At 72.4% G+C, this 23,399-nt stretch carries 21 protein-coding genes; 9 read left to right on the top strand and 12 right to left on the bottom strand.

Annotated features, from left to right (window positions below):
• Nucleotides 1-95: 95 nt before the first annotated feature.
• Nucleotides 96-1,703: a methionine--tRNA ligase gene (metG, locus tag ACF06X_RS32225; protein ID WP_392290851.1), complete on the bottom strand. Its 1,608-nt coding sequence runs from the start codon at nt 1,701-1,703 to the stop codon at nt 96-98.
• 146 nt (nt 1,704-1,849) lie between these two features.
• Between metG and ACF06X_RS32220 the strand changes: the two genes are divergently transcribed.
• Both ACF06X_RS32220 and ACF06X_RS32215 read left to right on the top strand, forming a co-directional pair.
• Nucleotides 1,850-2,503, top strand: coding sequence for a response regulator transcription factor (locus ACF06X_RS32220; protein ID WP_392290850.1), 654 nt, complete (start codon nt 1,850-1,852; stop codon nt 2,501-2,503).
• Nucleotides 2,500-3,615 (top strand): sensor histidine kinase, encoded by a 1,116-nt coding sequence (locus ACF06X_RS32215; protein ID WP_392290849.1) that lies wholly within the window; start codon nt 2,500-2,502, stop codon nt 3,613-3,615. Before ACF06X_RS32220 ends, ACF06X_RS32215 begins: the two co-directional genes overlap by 4 nt.
• Here the strand turns inward: ACF06X_RS32215 and ACF06X_RS32210 are convergent.
• Entirely contained in the window at nt 3,612-4,997 is a 1,386-nt protein-coding gene (locus ACF06X_RS32210) for a VWA domain-containing protein (protein WP_392290848.1), read from the bottom strand. The two genes, ACF06X_RS32215 and ACF06X_RS32210, sit on opposite strands and share 4 nt — an antisense overlap.
• Before the next feature lie 419 nt (nt 4,998-5,416).
• Here ACF06X_RS32210 and ACF06X_RS32205 point away from each other — a divergent pair, with 419 nt between their 5' ends.
• Complete coding sequence (locus ACF06X_RS32205; RefSeq protein WP_392290847.1) at nt 5,417-7,480, top strand: PhoX family protein; 2,064 nt, start codon at nt 5,417-5,419, stop codon at nt 7,478-7,480.
• 73 nt (nt 7,481-7,553) lie between these two features.
• On the opposite strand, the gene ACF06X_RS32200 is transcribed toward ACF06X_RS32205, so the two are convergent.
• The 7 genes from ACF06X_RS32200 to ACF06X_RS32170 all read right to left on the bottom strand — a co-directional run bounded on the left by ACF06X_RS32200 (nt 7,554) and on the right by ACF06X_RS32170 (nt 14,646).
• Nucleotides 7,554-8,543, bottom strand: a complete 990-nt coding sequence (locus ACF06X_RS32200) for a hypothetical protein (RefSeq protein WP_392290846.1) — start codon at nt 8,541-8,543, stop codon at nt 7,554-7,556.
• Between the two features lie 54 nt (nt 8,544-8,597).
• Entirely contained in the window at nt 8,598-10,070 is a 1,473-nt protein-coding gene (locus ACF06X_RS32195) for an APC family permease (protein ID WP_392290942.1), read from the bottom strand.
• Nucleotides 10,071-10,280: 210 nt separating this feature from the next.
• On the bottom strand, nt 10,281-12,242 hold the full coding sequence (locus ACF06X_RS32190) for an FUSC family protein (protein ID WP_392290845.1): 1,962 nt from the start codon (nt 12,240-12,242) through the stop codon (nt 10,281-10,283).
• A gap of 369 nt (nt 12,243-12,611) precedes the next feature.
• The gene (locus ACF06X_RS32185) at nt 12,612-12,860 is read right to left on the bottom strand and encodes a DUF2630 family protein (protein WP_392290844.1); all 249 of its coding nucleotides are present in this window, start codon (nt 12,858-12,860) and stop codon (nt 12,612-12,614) included.
• 61 nt (nt 12,861-12,921) lie between these two features.
• Nucleotides 12,922-13,350, bottom strand: coding sequence for a hypothetical protein (locus tag ACF06X_RS32180; protein WP_392290843.1), 429 nt, complete (start codon nt 13,348-13,350; stop codon nt 12,922-12,924).
• Nucleotides 13,347-13,796, bottom strand: a complete 450-nt coding sequence (locus ACF06X_RS32175) for a hypothetical protein (protein ID WP_392290842.1) — start codon at nt 13,794-13,796, stop codon at nt 13,347-13,349. The genes ACF06X_RS32180 and ACF06X_RS32175 overlap by 4 nt, the downstream gene beginning before the upstream one ends.
• Nucleotides 13,797-13,833: 37 nt before the next feature.
• Nucleotides 13,834-14,646, bottom strand: a complete 813-nt coding sequence (locus ACF06X_RS32170; RefSeq protein WP_392290841.1) for an alpha/beta fold hydrolase — start codon at nt 14,644-14,646, stop codon at nt 13,834-13,836.
• A 90-nt stretch (nt 14,647-14,736) separates the two neighbouring features.
• Between ACF06X_RS32170 and ACF06X_RS32165 the strand changes: the two genes are divergently transcribed.
• Nucleotides 14,737-16,140, top strand: a complete 1,404-nt coding sequence (locus ACF06X_RS32165) for a PLP-dependent aminotransferase family protein (protein ID WP_392290840.1) — start codon at nt 14,737-14,739, stop codon at nt 16,138-16,140.
• 139 nt (nt 16,141-16,279) lie between these two features.
• On the top strand, nt 16,280-16,720 hold the full coding sequence (locus ACF06X_RS32160) for a hypothetical protein (protein ID WP_392290839.1): 441 nt from the start codon (nt 16,280-16,282) through the stop codon (nt 16,718-16,720).
• Here the strand turns inward: ACF06X_RS32160 and ACF06X_RS32155 are convergent.
• Nucleotides 16,672-17,259 carry a hypothetical protein gene (locus ACF06X_RS32155; RefSeq protein ID WP_392290838.1) on the bottom strand — a complete coding sequence of 196 codons (588 nt, stop codon included), beginning with the start codon at nt 17,257-17,259 and terminating at the stop codon, nt 16,672-16,674. The two genes, ACF06X_RS32160 and ACF06X_RS32155, sit on opposite strands and share 49 nt — an antisense overlap.
• A 223-nt stretch (nt 17,260-17,482) precedes the next feature.
• On the opposite strand from ACF06X_RS32155, the gene ACF06X_RS32150 reads away from it, so the two are divergent.
• Nucleotides 17,483-18,451, top strand: a complete 969-nt coding sequence (locus tag ACF06X_RS32150) for an ATP-binding cassette domain-containing protein (RefSeq protein ID WP_392290837.1) — start codon at nt 17,483-17,485, stop codon at nt 18,449-18,451.
• Nucleotides 18,448-19,314, top strand: a complete 867-nt coding sequence (locus ACF06X_RS32145; protein ID WP_392290836.1) for an ABC transporter permease — start codon at nt 18,448-18,450, stop codon at nt 19,312-19,314. The genes ACF06X_RS32150 and ACF06X_RS32145 overlap by 4 nt, the downstream gene beginning before the upstream one ends.
• A gap of 67 nt (nt 19,315-19,381) precedes the next feature.
• On the opposite strand, the gene ACF06X_RS32140 is transcribed toward ACF06X_RS32145, so the two are convergent.
• Both ACF06X_RS32140 and ACF06X_RS32135 read right to left on the bottom strand, forming a co-directional pair.
• Nucleotides 19,382-20,026: an FMN reductase gene (locus ACF06X_RS32140; RefSeq protein WP_392290835.1), complete on the bottom strand. Its 645-nt coding sequence runs from the start codon at nt 20,024-20,026 to the stop codon at nt 19,382-19,384.
• A 3-nt stretch (nt 20,027-20,029) separates the two neighbouring features.
• On the bottom strand, nt 20,030-21,208 hold the full coding sequence (locus ACF06X_RS32135; RefSeq protein WP_392290834.1) for an LLM class flavin-dependent oxidoreductase: 1,179 nt from the start codon (nt 21,206-21,208) through the stop codon (nt 20,030-20,032).
• 141 nt (nt 21,209-21,349) lie between these two features.
• Here ACF06X_RS32135 and cbiE point away from each other — a divergent pair, with 141 nt between their 5' ends.
• Nucleotides 21,350-22,594 carry a precorrin-6y C5,15-methyltransferase (decarboxylating) subunit CbiE gene (gene cbiE / locus ACF06X_RS32130; RefSeq protein WP_392290833.1) on the top strand — a complete coding sequence of 415 codons (1,245 nt, stop codon included), beginning with the start codon at nt 21,350-21,352 and terminating at the stop codon, nt 22,592-22,594.
• A complete protein-coding gene (cobM, locus tag ACF06X_RS32125; RefSeq protein ID WP_392290832.1) occupies nt 22,591-23,340 on the top strand; it encodes a precorrin-4 C(11)-methyltransferase in 750 nt (249 codons plus the stop codon). The genes cbiE and cobM overlap by 4 nt, the downstream gene beginning before the upstream one ends.
• Nucleotides 23,341-23,399 lie beyond the last annotated feature (59 nt).

The raw sequence follows: 23,399 nt of genomic DNA, 5'->3' as shown, positions 1-23,399 counted from the left end.
CGTCCGCGTACGACGATGGCCGCCGCCCCCCGGAGGGAGCGGCGGCCACGGCCTGTGCGAGCGGGGAAGAGGGTCGGTCTCCCCCTCGATCGAGGTCAGTCCTTCTTCGGGTCCTCCAGGCGCGGGAAGAGGACCGCGCCCTTCGTCACCGTCGAGCCGACCGGGAGGCGGCCCCACTCGCCGGCCGACTGGACCGGCTGGCCGGACAGGGCGCCCAGGCCCGGTTCGGCGCCCAGGGAGTCCCAGAGCTTCTGGGAGGTCTCCGGCATGATCGGGTTGAGCAGGACCGCGACCGCGCGGAGCGACTCGGCGGCCGTGTAGAGGATCGTCGCCAGCCGGGCGCGGCCCGCCTCGGATTCGTCCTTGGCGACCTTCCACGGCTCCTGCTCCGTGATGTAGCCGTTGACCTGCTTCACGAAGTCGAAGATCGCCAGGATGCCGCCCTGGAAGTCCAGCTCCTCGCCGATCTTCCGGTCCGCCTCCGCGACCGCCTTCACCAGGCCCTCGTGGACCGCCTTCTCCGCGTCGCCGTCGGCCGTCGCGGCCGGGAGGGCGCCGCCGAAGTACTTGCCGACCATGGCAGCCACCCGCGAGGCGAGGTTGCCGTAGTCGTTGGCGAGCTCGGAGGTGTAGCGGGCGGTGAAGTCCTCCCAGGAGAACGAGCCGTCCTGGCCGAACGCGATCGCCCGCAGGAAGTACCAGCGGTACGCGTCCACGCCGAAGTGCGAGGTCAGGTCCTGCGGCTTGATGCCGGTCAGGTTCGACTTCGACATCTTCTCGCCGCCGACCATCAGCCAGCCGTTGGCCGCGACCTTGCCGGGCACCGGCAGGCCCTGGGCCATCAGCATCGCCGGCCAGATGATCGCGTGGAAGCGCAGGATGTCCTTGCCGACCAGGTGCACGTCGGCCGGGAACGTCTCGTCGAACTTCGCCTGGTTCGAGCCGTAGCCCACGGCCGTCGCGTAGTTCAGGAGCGCGTCGATCCACACGTAGATGACGTGCTTGTCGTCCCACGGGATCGGGATGCCCCAGTCGAAGGTGGAGCGCGAGATGGAGAGGTCCTGAAGGCCCTGCCGTACGAAGTTCAGGACCTCGTTACGGGCCGACTCGGGCTGGACGAAGTCCGGGTTCGCCTCGTAGAACTCCAGCAGCTTCGGGCCGTACTCGCTCAGCTTGAAGAAGTAGTTCTCCTCCTTGAGGATCTCCACCGGCCTCTTGTGGACGGCGCACAGCTTCGTGCCGTCCTCGGCCTCGATGAGATCGCCCGGGAGTTTGTACTCCTCACAGCCCACGCAGTACGGGCCTTCGTACCCGCCCTTGTAGATCTCGCCCTTGTCGTACAGGTCCTGCACGAATTCCTGGACGCGGTCCGTGTGACGCTTCTCCGTCGTCCGGATGAAATCGTCGTTCGCGATGTTCAGGTGCTCCCAGAGGGGCTTCCACGCCTCCTCGACGAGCTTGTCGCACCACTCCTGCGGGCTGACGCCGTTCGCCTCCGCGGTGCGCATGATCTTCTGACCGTGCTCGTCCGTGCCGGTGAGGTACCACACCTTCTCGCCGCGCTGACGGTGCCAGCGCGTGAGCACGTCGCCTGCGACGGTCGTGTAGGCGTGGCCCAGGTGAGGAGCGTCGTTGACGTAGTAGATGGGGGTCGAGACGTAGTACGCCTTCGCCCCCTGCTTCTCGGATCCAGTGGCCGCCATGGTCGAAATCCTAACGGGCAGTTCAAGATCCACTCACATCGATAAGGGCGGGGAGGAGCGGGCCGGGAGACGGAGAGGTCCGCGAAACGTTCCCCGGCGTAGAAAGCACTGTGCACAACAGCGAGCACAACAGCGAGGAAGACAGCATGCGCGTACTGGTCGCCGAGGACGAGCAGGTCCTCGCCGAGCTCGTCGCCACGGGACTGCGCCGGGCCGGCTTCGCCGTCGACACCGTCTACAGCGGCGACGCCGCCCTCGCCTACCTGGGGCTGCACGACTACGACGTCGTCGTCCTCGACCGCGACCTGCCCCGCGTCCACGGCGACGAGGTGGCCCGCCGGCTCGTCGCCGCCGCGGCCAGGACCCGGATCCTGATGCTCACCGCCTCCGCGAGCACCGAGGACCGCGTCGAGGGGCTCGACCTCGGGGCGGACGACTACCTCGGCAAGCCCTTCGAGTTCCCCGAGCTGGTCTCCCGGGTCCGGGCCCTTCGCCGGCGCAGCGCCCGTCCCGTACCGCCGCTCCTCGAACGCGAGGGGGTGCGCCTCGACACGGTGCGGCGGACCGCCGCGCGCGACGGGCGGGATCTCGAACTGTCGCCGAAGGAGTTCTCCGTGCTGCAGATCCTCCTGGAGGCGGACGGCGCGACGGTGTCGGCGGAGGAGCTGTTGGAGCGCGCCTGGGACGCGCACACCGATCCGTTCACCGGAGCCGTACGGGTCTGCATGAGCAAACTCCGCGGAAAGCTGGGGGAGCCGGTGCTGATCCGCACGGTCCAGGGTGTGGGGTACGCGCTGTGAGGGGCGCGGGGTCGATCGGCGCGGGGTCCACGATCCGGACGCGTATCGCGCTCGTGTACGGCGGGGTCTTCGTCGTCCTCGGCGGCTGCCTGCTGACGGTCGTGAACCTGCTCTCCCGCGCCGGTACGGAAGGGGAGGCCGAGGCCATAGCGGCGCGGGTCCGGGTGGTGGCGCCCTTCGAGACCGTCACCGCCTACCGGCTGAGCGACGACGTCAGCCGGGCCGCCGGCGAGCAGATGCTCATGTGGTCGTGCCTCGCCCTCGTCGTCATGGCCTTCGTCGCCGTCGCGGTCGGCTGGTGGACGGCGGGGCGGGTGCTGCGGCCCGTCCACGAGATGACGGCGCGGGCGCGGAAGCTGTCCGAGCGGAACCTGCACGAGAGGATCGCGGCGAGCGGCCCCGACGACGAGCTGAAGGAGCTCGGCGACACGATCGACGCGCTGCTCGGCCGCCTGGAGAAGGCCTTCGACAGCCAGCGGCGGTTCATCGCGAACGCCTCCCACGAGCTGCGGACCCCGCTCGCCACCCAGCGGGCCGCGATCCAGATCGGGATCGACGACTCCTCGGACGTCAAGCAGGTCCTCCTCGACAGCAACCGGCGCAGCGAGCGGCTCATCGAGGGGCTGCTGGTCCTCGCCCGGAGCGAGCGGGGGCTCGAGGAGCGGGAGGACGTGCGGCTGGGGGAGGTGGTGGCGGAGGAATGCGAGAGGTACGGGGTGGTCCCGGCGGTCGAGTGCGACGCGGGCCCCGACGTCGTCGTCAGCGGTAGTCGGGTACTGCTCGGGCAGCTCGTACGGAACCTCGTCGCCAACGCCCTCGCCTACAACGTGCCGGAGGGCCGCGTGGAGGTGACCGTCGCGGGCGGTCAGGTGATCGTCGTCAACACCGGGCCGGTGGTCCCCGCCGAGGAGGTGCCGGGGCTCTTCGAGCCGTTCCGCCGGGGGGAGGGCCGCGACCGGATGGGCCCGGGCGCGGGGCTCGGGCTTTCGATCGTACGGTCGATCGTCGACGCGCACGGGGGGACGGTACGGGCGGTGGCCCGCGGGGCGGCGGACGGGGGCGGCCTGGTCGTGACGGTGACGCTGCCCGACCAGGCCGTTGCCGTCGCCTAGAGCTCGTCCTGCCGGGGCTCCCAGCCGGCGAGCAGGCCCCGGAAGAAGGCGGGGTGCGCGGTCTCGGCGGGGGTCGGGCCGGCCAGGAAGTGGCCGGTACGGGGAGCGGTGAGCTTACGAAGGTAGTCGAAGGCCTTGTTGTCCTCGTCGCCCCAGGCCACGAACTGCCAGTGGATCGGGCGGTCGGCGGCCTGGGCCAGCGCCTCGGTGGCGGCGGTCTTCGACTCCGGAGCGCCGTCGGTCTGGAAGACGACGAACGCCGGCCGGGTCGGGTCGGCCTTCTCGTGGTGGGCGAGGACCTCTTCGACGGCACGGTGGTAGTTGGTGCGGCCCAGGCGGCCGAGGCCCGCGTTGATCGTCTCGATGCGGTTCTCGTCGAGCGTGGCCGGCGTCAGCTCGGCGGTGCCGTCGATGTCGGTGGAGAAGAAGACCGCGGTGACGGTGGCGTCCTCGTCGAGGTGAGCGGCGAGGGCGACGGTCTGCTCGGCGAGGCGCTGGACGGAGCCGTCCTTGAAGTACCCGCGCATCGAGCCGGAGCGGTCGACGACGAGATACACGGCGGCCCGCGCGCCGGTGAGCCCCTGCTTCTTGAGCACGGCCCCGGCGGCCTTGAAGGCGTCGACGAGGTGGGGCGCGTCGGCCTTGATCCGGGCGAGGGTGGTGGCGGGGGTGGTGGGGAAGGCCTCGGTGTCGTCGGCGACCTCGAGGACGGGGGCGGCGACGGGGGTGGGCTCGGTGACCTCGGCGACGGGGGTGGGCTCGGTGACCTCGGCGACGGGGGTGGGCTCGGTGGCCTCGATGACCTCCGGAGCCTCGGTGACCTCGATGGCCTCCGGGGCCTCGGTGGCGGTGGGCTCCGGGGTGGCGGTGGGCTCAGCCTCGGCTGCGACCGGCTCCGCTTCGACCTCCGCTTCGACCTCGGCGGCGACCGGCTCCGCTTCGACCTCCGCTTCGACCTCGGCGGCGACCGGCTCGGGCTCAGTCTCTACCGCCGGTTCCTCGGCCTCGGCCTGGACCGGCTCGGCTTCGACGACCGGCTCCGGCTCGACCGCCGGTACGTCGGCCTCAGCCTCAGCCTCGGTCTCGGCCACCACCGGTTCCGCCTCGACCGTCTCGACCGGCTCCGGCTTGGAAGTCTCCGCCGAGCGGGCCTGCGGGACCTTCGGGTTGTCGAAGGCAGCCGCCACCAGGTCGTCGGCGGCGAGCTTGGCCGCCGTCTCCGCGTCCCTGTCCGCCGCGCCGTCCGTCGACCGCTCCGTCGAACGCTCCGTCGACCTCTCCGCCGGACGGTCCGGCGCCTTCTCGGGCGACCGCTCGGCCGTCCGCTCCGTCGTGCCCTCGGACGAGGTCCGTTCGGCCGAGGCCGGGGACGGGACCGTCACCGACACGGGCTCCTCAGGCGCGACCCGTTCCGTCTGGGGAGGGACGGAGGTCGCCGGAGACTCCTCGTGCAGTTCCGCACGGTCACGTCCGAACACCTTGCGCAGCAAGCTCCGAATACCCATGGGCGAGGCCTTTCGCATGAGTTGGGTGCGGTGAATGTCCGTACTGGGAGGATCATCCCTGGCCAGGGCGGACACGTAAGGTTAGCGGCCCCGGGTGTGTCGCCCCCGGTCGCCTTGATTCCCTTTGTGTATCGGCTGCCCCGTCGACCGCCCGTAGGCGCTCATCGTCCCCGGTCGCCGCGCATTCATCCGCCGTTCACTCCGGCGCCGCCCCCGTGCAGATGTGCGCACATAGCGTCGCCGCCGAACGGATTCCCGACACACTGTCGGCGCAGTGAGCGCCGTAGGAGGACGAAGTGCGCAAACTGCTGCCGCTGCTGAGCACTAACCCGCACGGAGGCGGCCGTTCCGCTCTCACCTGCCGGTTCCGCTGTGGTGACGCCTGCTTCCACGAGGTGCCCAACACCAGCGACAACGAGTACGTCGGGGACGTCATAGCCGGTGCGCTCTCGCGCCGCTCCATGATGCGAGCCGCCGCCGTCGTGACCGTGGCCGCCACCGCCGGTACGGCCGTCGCCGTCGGCAACGCCCCGGCGGCGCAGGCCGCTTCGCAGGGCGCTTCGCAGGGCCGTCCGCACACCCCCGGCCGTACCGACGGCGCCCGTGGCCTGCGCTTCTCCCCCGTCGCGCCCAACACCGCCGACCAGGTGACCGTGCCCGCCGGTTACGAGCAGAGCGTCGTCATCCGCTGGGGCGAGCCGATCCTCCGCGGCGCCCCGGCCTTCGACGCCGACCGGCAGACGCCCGCCGCGCAGGCCGGACAGTTCGGCTACAACAACGACTTCCTGAGCCTTCTCCCCCTCCGGGGCGAGCACGGCCGTCAGCTCCTCGTCGCCAACCACGAGTACACCGACGAGATCCTGATGTTCAAGGGGTACGACTCCGAGAACCCGACCCGCGAGCAGGTCGAGATCGCCTGGGCCGCCCATGGTCTCTCCGTCGTCGTGGTCCAGGAGGAGCACCGCTCCGGCAGGCTGACCCCGGTCACCCGCCACCCGCTCAACCGCCGTCTGCACACGACGTCCGAGTTCGAACTGACCGGGCCCGCCGCCGGCGGCGACCTGCTCAAGACGTCCGCCGACCCGTCCGGCCGCAAGGTCCTCGGCACGCTCAACAACTGCGCCGGCGGTACCACCCCGTGGGGCACCACCCTGCACGGCGAGGAGAACTTCAACCAGTACTTCGCCAACGGGTCGAGCCCCACCGACAAGCGGTACGGCATCGGCTCCGGCGCCACCGAGCGCAAGTGGGAGCGGTTCGACAAGCGCTTCGACCTCAAGCAGGAGCCGAACGAGGCCCACCGCCAGGGCTGGGTCGTCGAGCTCGACCCGTACGACCCGGACTCCACGCCCAAGAAGCGCACCGCGCTCGGCCGGTTCAAGCACGAGGCCGCGCAGCCGCGCCTGACCGAGGACGGCCGTCCGGTCGTCTACATGGGCGACGACGAGCGGTTCGACTACTTCTACAAGTTCGTCTCCTCGAAGCGGATGAAGAAGGGGAACTCCCGGGCCGCCCGCGAGCACAACCTCACCCTGCTCGACGAGGGCACGCTGTACGTCGCCAAGCTGACCGGCGACAGCCCGCAGGACATCGACGGCAGCGGCAAGCTTCCGAACGACGGCGAGTTCGACGGCTCCGGCCAGTGGATCCCGCTCGCCACCGGCGACGTCTCGCACGTCCCCGGCATGACCGCCGAGGAGGTGTACGTCTTCACCCGCCTCGCCGGTGACAAGGTCGGCGCCACCAAGATGGACCGTCCCGAGGACGTCGAGCCCTCCCCGCGCTCCGGCCGCGTCTACGTCGCGCTCACCAACAACTCCAACCGCGGCAAGGGCACCAACCCGGGGGCCGACGAGGCCAACCCGCGCAACCTCAACAAGCACGGGCAGATCCTGGAGCTCGCCGAGCACTGGGACGACCCGGCCTCGGACGGTTTCGCCTGGCGCCTCTTCCTGGTCGCCGGCGACCCGAACGACCCGGCGACGTACTACGCCGGCTTCCCCAAGGAGAAGGTCTCCCCGATCTCCTGCCCGGACAACGTCGCCTTCGACCCGTACGGCAATCTGTGGATCTCCACCGACGGCAACCAGCTCGGTTCGCACGACGGTCTGTTCGGTGTCGCCACGCAGGGCGAGCGGCGCGGTGAGCTCAAGCAGTTCCTGACCGTTCCGAAGGGCGCCGAGACCTGCGGCCCGATCATCCAGGACCGCCGGGTCGTCGTCGCCGTCCAGCACCCGGGCGAGATCGACGGCGCGTCCGTCGAGAAGCCCGCCTCGGTCTGGCCGGACGGGCCCGGCAAGCTCGTCCGCCCGTCCGTGGTCGCCGTCTGGCGCAAGGACGGCCGCGCCATCGGCGTCTGAGCCGGTGAGCCGGTGAGCCGATGATCCGGTGATCCGGTGAGAAACCGGGAGTGAGGGGCGCGGGGGGCGCTCCTCACTCCACCCCCAGGGTCTCCCTGAAGCGGACGAACTGCTCCTCCGGATCCCCGGTGTACGACCAGGGCACCCAGGACGCGCGGGTGCCGAGCATCCCGAGCAGCTCCCGGGCCAGCTCCACCTGACCCGCGTAACAGGCGGCGTGGGCGAGGTAGTTGAGGTCGCCGACCTCCTCGGGGGCCACCGGGCGGTCCGGGTCCCGGCCGCCGATCCACCGCGCGTACGTCCGGCGCAGCTCGGTGACGGCCAGCTCGTGCTTCCAGTGCTGGTCGAAGCCGCGCACCGGTCCGCGGCCGAGAGCCCCGTCCGCGATGTAGCGGTACTCCTCCACCCGGGCGACCTGCACCAGGACCGGCAGCGGCGACCCGGGCGGCGCCACGCCCGCCGCGTCGCGGGCGAAGTCGTACATCGTCCCGTGGGTGCCGTGCCATCGGGCCGACCAGTAGCGCATCACCTGGGCGTGGCCCTCGGTGTGGTACGGGTCGCGGTGGCGCAGCTCGTCGAACCACTGGCGCAGTTGGCGGCGCGGGACCCCGCCTTCGTAGAGGCGGGCCACGGAGAGCAGCGCGACCCAGGGCATCGGGTCGGCGGGGGCCGCCTGGGCCGCGCCGAGGCAGGCGTCGACGGTGGCGTCGAGCCGCCCCCGGTCCACGGTGCTGCCCCGGCCGGCCGCGATGGCCGTGTCGAAGACGCGGACGACCTCGGTGGCGGCGCGCAGGACCGCCGCGTCGGGGTTGTCGGGTTCGGCCGCCCGCCATGCCTCGACGGTGGAGCTGCCGGCGGCGGCGTGGGCGAGGAGCCGCAGCCGGTGCGTGCGGCGTGGCCAGTTCTCGCCGGTGGCCCGAAGGAGGTCCCGTACGCCCTGCCAGCGGCCGATGACGATGTCGTGCCGGGCCTCGGTGAGCGCGCGGTCGCCGAAGTCCGGGTCGAGGTCGGGTGTGAAGCGTGCCGAGCGCGCCGAGCGGGACGGTCGGCGAAGAGCGGCCATCCGGGTCCTCCCTCAGGAGCGAGAAGCGAGAAGCGAGAAGTGAGACGTCAGAAGTCAGAAGTCGGTGGCGAGTGATTCGTCCGCGCGGCGGGCGCGGGGCGTGGTCGGCCCGAACGGTTCGGCCGCGGCGAGGGCCCGGACCGCGTCGAGCCGGGCGGGACGGTAGTAGGCGGTGCCCTTCCGCCAGTAGACGACGAGGGGCACGACGCCGACGAGGAGTCCGCCGAGGCCGATGACCAGGGCCGTCGTGGTCAGTTCGCCGAGCGACTCGACGAACGCCCACAGCATGAACGCGGAGCCGAGCAGCGGCCAGACCCCGCCGAGGAGGAAGTTCCGTACGGACGTCAGCAGGATCGATTTGTAAGCGACGACGGCGGCGATGCCGGCCAGGCCGTAGTAGAAGGCGATCTGCAGGCCGATCGCGGAGACGGCGTCGCTGAGGATCCGCTCCACCGAACCGGCGGCGGCCGCGGCGCCGAACATCAGCAGCGCGGCGCCGCCGACGGCGGCGATCGCCACCCACGGGGTGTTCCAGCGGCGGTGCACGATGCCGAGCGCGGCGGGCATCGTGCGGTCCCGGCCCATCGCGAAGAGCGAGCGCGTCACCTGGATGAGGGTGGTCTCCAGGGTGGCGACGGTGGAGAGCAGCACCGCCACGATCAGCAGCTTGCCGCCGACACCGGGCCAGATCTCCTGGCCGAGGACGGCCAGGACGTTCGCGCCGGCCGTCTCGATCTGCCCGGAGGTCAGCAGCACGTTGACGGAGATCGTGAACGCCTCGAAGAGGAGGAAGACGACGCCGACGCCGACGAGCGCGGCGAACCCGGCCGTACGGCGGCTGTCGCGGGTCTCCTCGCTGAGGTTGCTGGTGACGTCCCAGCCCCAGTAGTAGAAGGCGGCGATCAGGGCGCCCGAGGCGAAGCCGGCCGGGCCGTCGAAGTGGCCGAAGCCGAACCAGGACCAGTCGAAGGCGGTGGCGTGGCCGCGGTGGGCGAGGGCGGCGAGGACGAAGACGAGGAGGATGACGATCTCCACGCCGGACATGAGGAGTTGGGCCCGTACGGTGAGCCGGGCGCCGCCGAGGACGACGAGCAGCATCATCAGGAACCAGCCGGCGCCGACGGCGGCGGCGAGCGGGGTGTCGTCCGCGAGACCGGGGTCGATGAGGGAGAGCGTCATCGATCCGGCGGGCACCGATCCGGCGACCATGAAGATCGTCGCGGAGACGACGAGGGCCCAGCCGGAGAGGAAGCCGAGGAAGGGGTGGAGGGTGCGGCCCACCCAGGAGTATCCGGCGCCCGCGTTGACGTCGATCCGGCCGAGGCGGGCGTAGGCGAGGACGATGCCGAGCATCGGTATCGCGCAGTAGAGCAGGGCCGCCGGTCCCGCGAGGCCGACCGCGCCGAAGAGGACGGCGGTGGTGGCGGCCAGGGAGTAAGCGGGTGCGCTGCCCGCGACGGCCATGACGACGGTGTCGAAGGTCCCGAGGACATTGGGCTGGAGCCCTCTGCCGGTGGTGGTGCGCATGGCGATGTCCTTGGGTGGCACGGGGAAGATGGTGCAGGACGAAGTGACCGTGCCCGCGGGTCGGTTGTTCCCGGTGGAAGCACGGGTCAAGGTGAATCGAGCGCATCGTAGTCGCCCCGGTGGATTCCGGTAACGGCGGTAGGGCGGCTTCTCCCGGGTGACCGCCGGTAAGGGCATCCGTGCGCCCCATGGCGGGGGTTCGGCGGGGGCTCAGTCCGACTCCCGCCGGGGAGTCGCGATGGCCCGCGCCGCGCTGACCTCCTGTCGGAGGGGTGCGAGGACCCCCTCCTCGTCGCCGGTCAGCTCCGCCCGGACCCCCACCAGGACGTCACTGCCGCGCAGTCCGTCCGCGAGTTCCCGCAACTGCCTTTCGACGGCGGCGACTTCCTCCGCTTGTGGGGCGGGGGCGCCGTGGTCCACGCGGACCCGGGCGGCGGTCGTGGCGTCCACGATCCGCTCCACGGCGACGACCAGCGGCCACCAGGCGGCGGCCACCGTGCCGGTGGGCGGCGGCTCGGTCAGGGCCCGCTGGAACTCGGACCGTACGGCCGACAGGTCGCGGTAGAGCGCGCGCCGGGCCCGGACCCGGGCGGCCGGCTCCGCCTCCTCGGGAGGGCAGAACGCCCGCCGCACATAGGTGGCCGTGTCGGCGACCGCGTCCGCGAGCCGGTCGCCGATGCGGGTGTGCCAGGACTCCGGCCACAGCAGATAACCGGCGACCAGGGCGATGGCGCAGCCGAGGAGGGAGTCGTAGAGCCGGGGCAGGACCAGGTCGAAGCCCTGCCGGTTGAGGAGGTCGGAGAGCAGCAGGATGACCGGCGTGATCGCCGCCGTCTGGAAGGCGTACCCCTTCGCGGAGAAGGCGGGGATCAGCGCGGCGAGCACCAGCATCACCGGGACGTCCCACCACCCCCGGGGGACCTCGGCCAGGACGAGGGCGGCGACGACGAGCCCCGCCGCGGTGCCGAACGCGCGCAGCACGGCGCGGGAGAAGACCGAGCCGAAGTCGGGCTTCATGACGAACGTGACGGTGAGGGCCACCCAGTACGAACGGGGTACGGAGATCAGCGAGACGAGCGCCTGGGCGAGGCCGATGCAGAGGGCGAGCCGCAGCCCGTACCGCCAGGACGCCTCGGAGAACAGCACGGCGCGGGCCGCCCGGCGGGTCCGCACCCCGAGGGCGGCGGGCCGGCCGAGCCGGTCGTCGACGTTGAAGGGTTTCGGCTCCGCCTTGTGGACCACGGTCGCCGCGTGGCGCAGGGCCTGGTCGACGGCCTTCTCGGAGGGACGGGTGGCCTCGGGCAGCTCCAGGACGGGTGTGCCGGTGCGGCCCTCCTCGACGGCGTCGGCGAGCTCGCGCACGGCGGCCGGGATCTCGGGCGGCAGCGGCCGGTGGAACCGGCGCGCGGCGAGATGCGCGGCGGGCGCCGCCTCCACGAGCGGGATCACGACGTTCAGCTGGGCGAGCAGCCGGACGAGGGTGGGGGTACGGCCGTGGTGGCGGGCGCGGCGGGCGAGGACGAGGTCGTAGGCATGGTTGAGGGAGGTGGTGACGGCCCGGCGCTTCTCGTCGTACGTGTCCTCGGATCCGGCGGCTTCGAGGAGGTCGGCGACGGCCCGGTAGGTGCCGGCCACGGCCGTCCGCTCGGGGACGCCGCCGCGCAGCGGCCAGCCGAGGAGCGTCAGGACGAGGACGACGACGCCGCCGAGGGTGAGGAGGAGGGGCGGTTTCCACCACGGCTCGGGCATGGGGAGGTCGGCGCCGACGACGGCGTTGAGGAGCAGGAGGAGGCCGGAGACGGAGGCCACGGCGCCGATGGAGGAGATCATCCCGGAGACGAGCGCGACCAGCGTCAGGACGGCGACGGCGAGCCATCCCCGGTCGAAGACGAGGGTGCCGAGAGTGACGCCGAGGGCGCCGAAGAGCTGCGGGACGGCGATGTTGTAGAAGCGCATCCGGTACGCGTCGGCGGTGTCGCCGATCACCCCGGAGAGGGCGCCCATGGAGACGAGGGCGCCGTACATGGGCTGGTCGACGGCGAACCCGACGGCGAGCGGCGCGGCGAGCGCGATCGAGGCACGGGCGACGGCGGCCCAGGGAACGGGTGCGGCTTGCGGGCGGAGCCCGGCGGTGAGCCAGGGGGGCGGTGAGAGCCGTGTACGTCGCGCCATGCGCCCCAACTTACGTCCCGCCACCACGGGGGCCCGCTGGCACGGCGCCGACGCCCCCCTACTTCGCCCCCGCCCCGTGGCCGGTCCCCGTCCCGCCGGGGCGGGCCCCACCCTCACGTCCGCCACCCCACCCCGTTGTGGGCATCTGTTCCGCTGGGGCGGAACGGGTGGGCACACGGGACGGCGCCCTTGCCGGGCCCAGGCTCCCAGTCCGTACGGTCATCACCGGTGCGGCGCCGTCGTGGGTTGTGCCCACCCTCCCCCAGACTCCGTCCGGGGGGACCCCCATCGCCCTGCGGAACAGTTGCCCACAACCCGCGGAGGTTGGGGCGCCGCGCCAGCGGAAGGGGGGGCGCACGACAGGGTAGGTCAGCTGCGGTAGTTCTCGACCTCCGCCGCCGGGCGGACCGTCGCCGTGTTCGGGTCCTCGCCGAATTCCGCCTTCGCGCGGCGCTGGCGCAACAGGTCCCAGCACTGGTCCAGCTGAACCTCCAGTTCCGCGAGGCGGGACCGCTCCTCCGGCAGCAGGCCACCGGTCCGCTGCCGCAGGGCCCGTTCCTCCTCGACGAGTGCGCCGATGTTCTCCAGGATCTGCTCGTCGTCGTGCATGTGGTCCATGTATTCAGCGTGGCCGATCAGCGGCCGGCGTGCAGGTCGAGCGCCGGCTCCCGCCGCGCCCTCAGTGGCGCAGCGCCTGGGCGATGTCCGCCGTCGTCTCCCCCGGCAGCGTGCGGTTGCTGCGGGCGGTTCCCGTCCCGGACTTCCCCGGCTCGACGCCGTCGATGGCGAGGACGACCGAGTCGAGCAGATTGCCCTCACCGTCACGGAAGTTGACCATGATCGTGTAGTCGGCCCTCCCGTCCCCGCCGTTGGTCGCGGTGATCTCGGCGACGGTCCGGTCGCCGTCCGTCCTCGTGGGGCCGGCCTTCACGTCGCCGGTGGCGTTCACCCCGTCCTTGACCTCGCCCATCTTCGACGCCGCCGCCGCGGTGGCGGACGAGACGATGTCGCCCACCTTCGCCCGGTCCTCCTCGGTGCAGGCGGCGGTGGTGAGCGCGAGCAGGAGGGAGCAGACGGCGGCGAGCGCCCCGGCCCGCGTGCGGTTCACGGTCGACCGGTGAGGTCCGTGCGGTCCGTGCGGTCCGTGGCCAGCGCCCAGATCACGAAGACCGAGACGGCCATGGAGAAGAGCGCCCACCACGGGTTGTACGGCAGGAAGAGGAAGTGGGCGATCACGTTCAGCGCGGCGAGCGTGATGCCGGCCAGCCGGCCCCACTCCGTGGCCTTGAGGATCCCGTAGCCCGCGATGACCACCACGATGCCGAGGATCAGATGGATCCAGCCCCAGGCGGTCAGGTTGAACTTGTAGACGTAGTCGCCGACCCGGGCGTAGACGTCGTTCTCGGCGATCCCCACGATGCCCTGGAGGATGTCCATGATGCCGGTGACCAGCATCAGGACACCGGCGAAGAGGGTGCCGCCGGCGGCCCAGTCACCGGCGGCACTCGACGTGCGGGGCGGGGTGGGCGCGCTCGGCGCCGTGTTCTGGCTCATGGGGCCATCGTCCGGCCGCCGGCCCGGGACCGAACCTTCAGCTGGTCCGGACGAGTGAGCCGAGGAACGTCGCCAGGGCCGCGTCGAACTCCTCGGGCCGCTCCAGGTTCGGCAGGTGCGCCGCGGACTCGACGACCACGAGGGTGGAGTCGGGCAGGGCCGCGTGCATCGCCTCCGCGTCCGCCACCGGGGTGAAGGTGTCGTCCCGGCCGACGACCACCAGGGCGGGTACGCGGACGGTGGTGAGCAGTTCGCGGTAGTCGGGGCGCTCCGCCCGCCCGCGCAGGGCCGCCGCCGCGCCGGCCGGGTCGGTGGCGCACATCATCCGGTGGACGTGGGGCGCGGCATGGGTGTTGTACGGGGCGACCATCCGGTCCAGTACCTCGTCGGCGTACGCCCGCATCCCGGCCGCTCCCTCGGCGAGCAGCCGGTCGGCCATCGCGTTCCGGGCGGCCCTGCCCTCCTCGGTCTCGGCGGCGGGGAAGGTGTCGGCGAGGACGAGGCCGAGGATCCGCTCGGGGAAGAGGCGGTAGCACTCCATGGCGATCTGGCCGCCCATGGAGAGCCCGGCGAGGACGAACTCGCGGACGCCGAGATGGTCGAGGAGGGCCGCGAGATCCTCGGCGAAGGCGGAGAGCGGGGTGACGCCGGGGACGACGGTGGTCGCTCCGTAGCCCCGCAGATCGGGGGCGACGACCCGGCGCGTGGCGGAGAAGCGGTCGATCTGGGGCTGCCACATGGTGCGGTCGAAGGGGTGGCCGTGGATCAGGACGAGCGCGGGCTCCGTGCCCGTGTCCGCGCCCCTGTCCTCGTAGCCGACGGTCAGTCCGTTGATCTCTGCGGAAGGCATGGTCCGAGGCTAGGCAGGCCGCCTTGCTCGGTGCAATAAAATCTTTGCTCTCGGTGCAATGTTCCGGTGTGTGGAGAGGGGGTCGGTCCGGTGGAGGAGTACCGCAGGATCGCCGATCGGGTGGCGGAGCGGATCGCGGACGGGGGGCTGCGGCCCGGCGACCGGCTGCCCACCCAGCGGGCCTTCGCCCGCCGTCACCGGATCGCCGACTCGACGGCGATCCGGGTGTACGGAGAGCTGGCCCGCCGGGGCCTCGTCGTCGGCGAGGTCGGCCGAGGCACCTTCGTACGGGCCGCGCCGCCGCTGCCCGGGCCCGCGCTCGCCGAGGCGACCGGCGACACACCGGTCGACCTCCAGCTCAACTACCCCGTGGCGGAAGGGCAGTCGGAGCTCATGGCGCGGGCGCTCGCCTCGCTCGCCCGGGCCGATGTGCTGGGGGAGGCGACGGGACGGCCCGCGGCGGCGGTGGGCACGGCGGAGGCCAGGGCGGCGGCGGTACGGACGCTGGCGCGGGCCGGCTGGGCGCCGGAGCCGGAGCGGGTGCTGTTCGCAGGCAACGGCCGGCAGGCCATCGCGGCGGCCGTCTCCGCGCTGGTCGGTCCAGGAGGCCGACTGGGCGTCGAGGCCCTGACGTATCCGCTGGTCAAGGCGGTGGCGGCGCGGCTGGGCGTACGGCTGGTCCCGATCGCGCTCGACGAGGACGGGATGCGCCCGGACGCACTCGCCGCGGCCCATCGCGCGGCCCCGCTCTCCGCCGTGTACGTCCAGCCGACGCTCCACAACCCGCTGTCGATCACATCCGGTTCGGGGCGCAGGGCCGAACTGGCGGTCGTGCTGCGGGAGTCGGGTCTGACGGCCGTCGAGGACACCACCTGGGCGTTCCTCGAACCGGACGCCCCGGCGCCGCTCGCCGCCCACGCTCCGGAGCGGGTGGTCCTGGTGGACAGCCTCTCCAAGCGGCTGGCGCCCGGCCTCACCGTCGGCCATCTCGTGGCGCCCGAGGGGCTGGTGGAGGACCTGGGGCGCGCCCTGCGCTCCGGGGCCTGGACGGCGGGCGGCCTGGCGCTCGCGGCGGCGACCCGGTGGGCGCAGGACGGGACGGTGGCGGAGGTGGTGGCGGCGAAGCGGGCGGACGCGGCGGCCCGGCACGCGCTGGTGCGGCGCCATCTGGGGGCGTACCGGATCCGCACGGCGCCGCACGCGTACTACTGCTGGTGGGAGCTTCCGGCACCGTGGCGGGCGGAGACGTTCGTGGCCGCGGCGGCCCGGCGGGGCATCGCACTGACGCCGGGCACCGAATTCGCCGTCACGGGAGGCACGGTCCCGGGCTCGGCGGCGGCCCCGGGGACGGCGGCGGGCCGGGGCTCGGCGGCGGCCCCGGGGGCGGCGGCCGTGGACGCGGTGCGGGTGGGGCTCGCCTCGCCCGCCCTGGCGGTCCTGGACGGCGCGTTGGGGCGGCTGGCCGCCCTTGCCTCGGAGACCCTGGATGTTTGATCGGTCCTGGATGTTTGATCGTCGCCGTCGCGGTGCGACCGGCCGGCTGACGACCCGACCGTCCGGTTGCGGGGGCGAGGGCCCAGGTGTGCTCTGGAGGGATGAGGGTGGAGGGGGCCGAGAGTGAAGGAGCTCCGCCATGGCCGCACACGCCGCACTGCCTTCCCGTCGGCGTCCGAAGGCACACGACCGGCACGACCGCCGGCTGAGGACACGCGGCTGGGGCCTGCCCCTCACGCTGGGATTCCTCTACGGCTTCTACGCGGCCGCCATCGTGCGCTCCGGCGGCCTCATCACCTGGGGCCAGGTCCTGCTCGGACTGGCCGCCGGCGCCGTGCTCGCCGGAGCGGTGTACGTGCTGCGGCGGCGCGGCCGCGTCCTGCCGCGCGAGCTGCGCGCGGCGGCCTGGGCGGCGCTCGCCGGTTGCGCGGTCGGCTTCCTCTTCAGCCTCTCCAGGGCCAGCGTGCTGTCCGCGGTGGTCCTCGGCCTGGTGGTGGCCGCGGGCATGTACGTCGCCACGTTCTACGTCTTCTACACGCACGAGGACGCGGCCGGCCGGCCGGTGCACCCCTCGACGTAACGGCCACTGCCGTCGTAACGGCCGGTACGGCGGCGGTGGTACGCGACCGCCACGGCGGCGAGCAGCGGGCCCCACGCCAGGAGCGGCAGGTAGCACACGTACAGCAGGACCTGCTGGACCGGGCCGTCGGTGTGCGTGCCGACGGAGTTCCCGCCGAGCCCCGCGTACGCCGCGTACGTGAACCAGCCCACCAGGGCGAGGAGTCCGAACGCCCCGCAGAGCGCGGCGGTGGTCGCCCCGCGCGTGGAGACGGGGCGCCCGCCGACGAACGGCAGCCGGCGGGGGAAGACTTCGCCCCAGGGCCGGACGAGGCCGAGGGTCAGAAAGGCGAGCAGCTCGGCCACGACGGTGAGGACGATCTGGTACGTGGCCTGGCCGAGGCCCGGATCGTCGACCTCGGCGACGGGGAGCCCCAGCGTGAGGGCGATCCGCCAGATCCCCGAGGGAAGGACGATCAGCGGCACGGCGTGCGCGGCGAGGGCGGCCCAGCGGGGTGTACCGGGCAGGGCGTTCATCTTCGTCTTCCGTAGGTTCGGCATGAGGCTCAGCGTGCCGTCGGGGTGGTGTCCGCCGCGTCGTCGCGGGGGCCGGGGTCCCTCCCCCGCGCGAGGGAGGCGCCGTCCTACCGCCGGCATACCGGCCGCCCTCCCCTGGCATACCGGCCGCCTCCGTCGGAGACTGGTGTGGTTGGCAGTGAGTGGTTGAAGCCGAACCGAAGCGGAACCGAAGCGGAACCGAACCCGGCAGCCGGGAGGGCAGCGCATGGCCGACCTCGCCATCGAGACCGAGGGCCTGGTCAAGGTCTTCGGCACGAACCGGGCCGTCGACGGCATCGATCTGCGCGTCCCGGCCGGTACCGTCTACGGCGTCCTCGGCCCGAACGGCGCGGGCAAGACCACCGCCGTGAAGATGCTCGCCACCCTCCTGCGGCCGGACGGCGGCCGGGCCACCGTCTTCGGCAAGGACGTGGTCAAGGACGCCGACGCCGTGCGGGGCCGGGTCAGCCTCACCGGCCAGTACGCCTCCGTCGACGAGGACCTGACCGGCACCGAGAACCTGGTGCTGCTCGGCCGGCTCCTCGGCCACTCCCGGCCCGGCGCCCGGGAGCGCTCCGCGCAGCTCCTCGCCGCGTTCGGCCTCTCCGAGGCCGCCGACAAGCAGGTCAAGAACTACTCGGGCGGTATGCGGCGCCGAATCGACATCGCCGCTTCCATCCTCAACACCCCCGACCTGCTCTTCCTCGACGAGCCGACGACCGGCCTCGACCCGCGCAGCCGCAACCAGGTCTGGGACATCGTCCGGGCCGTGGTCGCCCAGGGCACGACGGTGCTGCTGACCACGCAGTATCTGGACGAGGCGGACCAGCTGGCCTCCCGTATCGCCGTGATCGACCACGGCAAGGTCATCGCGGAGGGGACGAAGGGCGAGCTGAAGTCCTCGGTGGGTTCCGGATCGGTGCAGGTACGGCTGCGCCACCCCGAGCAGCGCCCGGCCGCCGAGCGGGTCCTCGCGACCGCGCTGAAGGCCACCGTCCAGCTCGACCCCGACCCGGTGGCGCTCACCGCCACCGTCGACGGCCACGGCACGGACCTGGGCGCCGCCGAACAGGCCGCCCGGGCCCTGGCCGAACTCGCCGGAGCCGGGATCACCGTCGACACCTTCTCGCTCGGCCAGCCCAGCCTCGACGAGGTCTTCCTCGCCCTCACCGACCGGAAGGGAACGACGGCATGAGTACCGTCGCCACCGGCAAGGACAGCCGGCAGACCGACGCCCTCGCCTTCGAGGCCCCGCGCGCCGAGGAACTGGCCGCGCTTCTCGTCGGCCAGGAGCGGCCGCCCCGGCCCAGCGCGCTCTCCGCCTCGTTCACCTTCGGCTGGCGCGCCATGCTCAAGATCAAGCATGTGCCGGAGCAGCTCTTCGACGTGACCGCGTTCCCGATCATGATGGTGCTGATGTACACGTACCTCTTCGGGGGCGCGCTGGCCGGCTCGGTCTCGGCGTACATCCAGTTCCTGCTGCCGGGCATCCTCGTGATGAGCGTCGTGATGATCACGATGTATACGGGTGTCTCGGTCAACACCGACATCGAGAAGGGCGTCTTCGACCGCTTCCGTACGCTCCCGATCTGGCGGCCGGCCCCGATGGTCGGCTATCTCCTCGGCGACGTCGTCCGCTATCTGATCGCCTCCGCCGTCATGCTCACCGTCGGCGTGATCATCGGCTACCGGCCGGCCGGCGGGGTGACGGGCATCCTGCTCGGGGTCGCGCTGCTGATGGTGTTCTCGTTCGCCTTCTCGTGGATCTGGACCATGTTCGGGCTGATGCTGCGCAGCGAGAAGTCCGTCATGGGCGTCTCGATGATGGTGATCTTCCCGCTGACGTTCCTGTCCAACGTCTTCGTCGACCCGAGGACGATGCCGGGGTGGCTCCAGGCCTTCGTCAACAACAGCCCGGTGACGCATCTGGCGACGGCGGTACGGGAGTTGATGGCGGGGAACTGGCCGGCGGCGGACATCGCCTGGTCCCTGGGGTGGTCGGCGGTGTTCGTGGTCGTCTTCGGGGCGGTCACGATGCGGCTCTACAACCGCAAGTAGAAGATCACCCGCAAGGAGAAGATCACCCGCAAGGAGAAGATCACCCGCAAGGAGAAGATCACCGAGGTCAGTCCAGGCGCAGGTCCGCGAGCTGCTGTTCGAAGGGGACGACCTCGTCTTCGTCCGCCTCCCGGGCCGCCGGCCGGGCCGCGACGAACTCCGCCAGCTCCCGCCCGGCGCGCTGGATCCGGGACGGCAGGCCGTCGCCCCCGAAGCCCGTGGGAAGCGCCTCGTCGCCGCCCGAGCCCCAGTCCTCCGAAGCCGCGTACACCGCCGTCGGCACCACGAGCGCCCGGAGGTAGGCGAAGAGCGGCCGCAGCGCGTGGTCGAGGACGAGCGAGTGGCGGGCGGTGCCGCCGGTGGCCGCGACCAGCACCGGCTTGCCGGTCAGCGCGTCCGGGGCGATCAGGTCGAAGAAGGACTTGAACAGACCGCTGTACGAGGCGGTGAAGACGGGGGTCACCGCGATGACCCCGTCCGCGCCGGTCACCGCGTCGATCGCGGCCTCCAGCTCGCCCGAGGGGAAGCCGGTGACGAAGTTCTTCGCGATGTCCACGGCGAGCTCGCGCAACTCGACGACCTGGACCTCGACCGCGTACTCCTGCTCGACGAGGCGCGACTCGGCGGCCTTGGCGAGCCGGTCGGCGAGCAGCCGGGTCGAGGAGGGCGCGGAGAGTCCGGCGGACACGGCGACGAGCTTCAGGGTCTGCATGACTTACGCCTCCTGCGTGAGCGTGCGTGTGCGCGTGCTCGTGGGTTCTGCGGCCGTGTTTCCGGCGGCTGTGCGTTCCACGGCTGCGCGTTCCACGGCTGCGCGTTCCACGGCTGCGCGTTCCACGGCGGGGTGGAGCGGGGCGGTCTCCGGGACTCCGGCCGGCCGCATGGAGGCGAACTCCTTGCGCAGCACCGGGACGACCTCCTCGCCGAGCATGTCGAGCTGTTCCAGAACCGTCTTCAGCGGCAGACCCGCGTGGTCCACCAGGAAGAGCTGACGCTGGTAGTCGCCGACGTATTCCCGGAAGGACAGGGTCCGTTCGATGACCTCCTGCGGGGAGCCGACGGTGAGCGGCGTCTCCTTGCTGAACTCCTCGAGCGACGGGCCGTGTCCGTAGACCGGCGCGTTGTCGAAGTACGGCCGGAACTCCCGTACCGCGTCCTGGGAGTTCTTGCGCATGAAGACCTGGCCGCCGAGGCCGACGATGGCCTGCTCGGGGTTGCCGTGGCCGTAGTGCGCGTACCGCCGGCGGTAGAGGCCGACCATCTTCTCGGTGTGCTGCTTGGGCCAGAAGATGTGGTTGGCGAAGAATCCGTCGCCGTAGTACGCGGCCTGCTCGGCGATCTCGGGGGAGCGGATCGAGCCGTGCCAGACGAACGGCGGTACGCCGTCCAGCGGGCGGGGAGTGGCGGTGAAGCCCTGCAGGGCGCTGCGGAACGTGCCCTCCCAGTCGACGACGTCCTCCCGCCACAGCCTGTGGAGGAGTGCGTAATTCTCGACGGCGAGCGGGATGCCCTGGCGGATGTCCTGCCCGAACCACGGGTAGACCGGGCCGGTGTTGCCGCGTCCCATCATCAGGTCGACGCGCCCGTCGGCGAGGTGCTGCAGGGTCGCGTAGTCCTCGGCGATCTTCACCGGGTCGTTGGTGGTGATCAGTGTCGTGGACGTGGAGAGGATGAGCCGCTCGGTCCGGGCCGCGATGTGCCCGAGGAGGGTGGTGGGCGAGGACGGGACGAACGGCGGGTTGTGGTGCTCGCCGGTGGCGAAGACGTCGAGCCCGACCTCCTCCGCCTTGAGCGCGATGGCGACCGTGTTCTTGATCCGCTCGTGCTCGGACGGGGTGCGGCCGGTCGTGGGGTCGGCCGTGACGTCGCCGACGGTGAAGATCCCGAACTGCATGGTGCTCACCTCTCGCGGGACCGGCCTCTGCGACCGGTATTGGTTGAACTTTAAATCACTGTGCTCAACGGCGCACCTGGCGCGTCCTATTCCGCGGGCGCCAGGAAGGGGCCCGCGCGGGCTCACGTAGAGTTCGCCGACGTGAACGGTGTGATATCGGTCGTCGGAATCGGCGCGGACGGATGGGACGGGCTCCCCGAGAACTCCCGCCGGGCCCTGCGGGCCGCCGAGGTCCTCATCGGCGGCCGCCGCCAGCTGGAGCTGCTGCCCCCCGACGCGTGCCCCGGCGAGCGGATCGCCTGGCCCTCGCCCCTGCGCCCCGCCGTCCCCGGCCTGCTCGCCGCCCACGACGGCCGGAAGATCGCCGTACTCGCGAGCGGGGACCCGATGTTCTACGGGATCGGCCGCACCCTCGGCGAGACGGTCGGCGCCGACCGCCTCCACGTCCTCCCGCACCCCTCCTCCGTCTCGTACGCCTGCGCGCGCCTCGGCTGGCCCCTGGAGGCCGTGGAGACGGTCTCGCTGGTCGGCAGGCCGCTCGCCTCGCTCACCGCCTCCCTCCACGACGGCCGGCGGCTGCTCGTCCTCAGCGCGGACGGCCGCACGCCGGCTGAGGTCGCCGGGCTGCTGCGGGAGAAGGGCTTCGGAGGGACCCGGATGCGGGTCCTGGAACAGCTCGGCTCGGAGCGGGAACGGATCGTGGAGGCCACGGCCGACGCTTGGCCGCCCGAGCAGGCCGGCGACCCCCTCGACATCGACCCCCTCAACATCGTCGCGCTCGACTGCGTACGCTCCCCCGGCGCGCCGCGCCTCGGCGCCGTGCCCGGTCTGCCCGACGAGGCGTACGAGAACGACGGCCAGCTCACCAAGCGGTACGTCCGCGCGGCGACCCTCGCGGCCCTGGCGCCCGCACCCGGCGAGCTGCTGTGGGACGTCGGCGGCGGCTCCGGCTCGATCGGCGTCGAGTGGATGCGGACGGACCGCTCGTGCCGCGCGATCGCCGTGGAGAAGTCCCCCGAGCGAGCGGCGCGTATCGAACGCAACGCGGCGGCCCTCGGCGTACCCGGCCTGCGGGTCGTCACCGGCGCCGCGCCCGGGGCGCTGGCCGGCCTGCCGGCCCCCGACGCCGTGTTCATCGGCGGCGGCCTGACCGCGCCCGGCCTCCTCGATGCCTGCTGGGAGGCGCTGCCGGCGGGCGGCCGGCTGGTCGCGAACACGGTGACGCTGGAGTCCGAGGCGCTGCTCGCGGACCGGTACCGCCGCCACGGCGGAGAGCTGATCCGGCTCGCCGTCGCCCAGGCCGTCCCGGTGGGCGGCTTCACCGGCTGGCGCCAGGCGATGCCGGTCACCCAGTGGTCCGTAACGAAATCAGGAGTTGGAGCATGACCGTCTACTTCATCGGCGCGGGCCCCGGGGCCGCCGACCTGATCACGGTGCGCGGCGCGCGGACCCTCGCGCGGTGCGGGGTCTGCCTGTACGCCGGGTCCCTCGTCCCCCGCGAGCTGCTCGCCGAGTGCCCGCCGGACGCGCGCCTGGTCGACACGGCCGACCTGGACCTCGACCGGATCGTCGCCGAGATCGTCCGCGCCCACGCGGAGGGGCACGACGTGGCCCGGCTCCACTCGGGCGACCCGTCCGTCTTCAGCGCGGTCGCGGAGCAGATGCGGCGCCTGGACGCGGAGGGCATTCCGTACGAGGTGGTGCCGGGCGTCCCGGCGTTCGCGGCGGCGGCCGCCGCCCTGAAGCGCGAACTGACGGTCCCCACCGTTGGCCAGACGGTGATCCTCACCCGCGTCGCCCAGCAGGCGACCCCGATGCCCGAGGGCGAGGACCTCGCGACCCTGGGCCGCAGCGGCGCGCTCCTCGTCCTCCACCTGGCCGCCCGCTACGTCGACCGGGTCGTCTCCGAGCTGCTGCCCCACTACGGCGCCGACTGCCCGGCGGCCGTGGTGGCGATGGCCAGCCGCCCGGACGAGGTGGTCCTGCGGGGCACCCTCGACGACATCGCGTCCCAGATGAAGACGGCCGGGATCACGAAGACGGCCGTCATCCTGGTCGGCCGCACACTGGCGGCCACGCAGTTCCGCGACAGCCACCTCTACGACCCGGCGCGCGACCGCCACGTCTGCTGACCCGCATCACGAAGGCCTGCGGACCCGGTACGTCGCTTCACGCACCGGCCCCGCGGGCC

Source organism: Streptomyces sp. NPDC015346 (genome assembly GCF_043078785.1).
Lineage (GTDB): Bacteria > Actinomycetota > Actinomycetes > Streptomycetales > Streptomycetaceae > Streptomyces.
The sequence above is the reverse complement of the archived record's forward strand: the minus strand, read 5'-3'. Positions and strand labels throughout refer to the sequence as shown.

Coding starts and splice junctions, on each gene's coding strand:
- ACF06X_RS32135 (WP_392290834.1), bottom strand. CDS start 21,208: ATGCAGTTCGGGATCTTCACCGTCGGCGACGTCACGGCCGACCCCACG.
- ACF06X_RS32145 (WP_392290836.1), top strand. CDS start 18,448: ATGAGTACCGTCGCCACCGGCAAGGACAGCCGGCAGACCGACGCCCTC.
- metG (WP_392290851.1), bottom strand. CDS start 1,703: ATGGCGGCCACTGGATCCGAGAAGCAGGGGGCGAAGGCGTACTACGTC.
- ACF06X_RS32140 (WP_392290835.1), bottom strand. CDS start 20,026: ATGCAGACCCTGAAGCTCGTCGCCGTGTCCGCCGGACTCTCCGCGCCC.
- cobM (WP_392290832.1), top strand. CDS start 22,591: ATGACCGTCTACTTCATCGGCGCGGGCCCCGGGGCCGCCGACCTGATC.
- ACF06X_RS32175 (WP_392290842.1), bottom strand. CDS start 13,796: ATGAGCCAGAACACGGCGCCGAGCGCGCCCACCCCGCCCCGCACGTCG.
- ACF06X_RS32195 (WP_392290942.1), bottom strand. CDS start 10,070: ATGCGCACCACCACCGGCAGAGGGCTCCAGCCCAATGTCCTCGGGACC.
- ACF06X_RS32190 (WP_392290845.1), bottom strand. CDS start 12,242: ATGGCGCGACGTACACGGCTCTCACCGCCCCCCTGGCTCACCGCCGGG.
- ACF06X_RS32150 (WP_392290837.1), top strand. CDS start 17,483: ATGGCCGACCTCGCCATCGAGACCGAGGGCCTGGTCAAGGTCTTCGGC.
- ACF06X_RS32185 (WP_392290844.1), bottom strand. CDS start 12,860: ATGGACCACATGCACGACGACGAGCAGATCCTGGAGAACATCGGCGCA.
- ACF06X_RS32160 (WP_392290839.1), top strand. CDS start 16,280: ATGGCCGCACACGCCGCACTGCCTTCCCGTCGGCGTCCGAAGGCACAC.
- ACF06X_RS32170 (WP_392290841.1), bottom strand. CDS start 14,646: ATGCCTTCCGCAGAGATCAACGGACTGACCGTCGGCTACGAGGACAGG.
- ACF06X_RS32200 (WP_392290846.1), bottom strand. CDS start 8,543: ATGGCCGCTCTTCGCCGACCGTCCCGCTCGGCGCGCTCGGCACGCTTC.
- ACF06X_RS32155 (WP_392290838.1), bottom strand. CDS start 17,259: ATGCCGAACCTACGGAAGACGAAGATGAACGCCCTGCCCGGTACACCC.
- ACF06X_RS32220 (WP_392290850.1), top strand. CDS start 1,850: ATGCGCGTACTGGTCGCCGAGGACGAGCAGGTCCTCGCCGAGCTCGTC.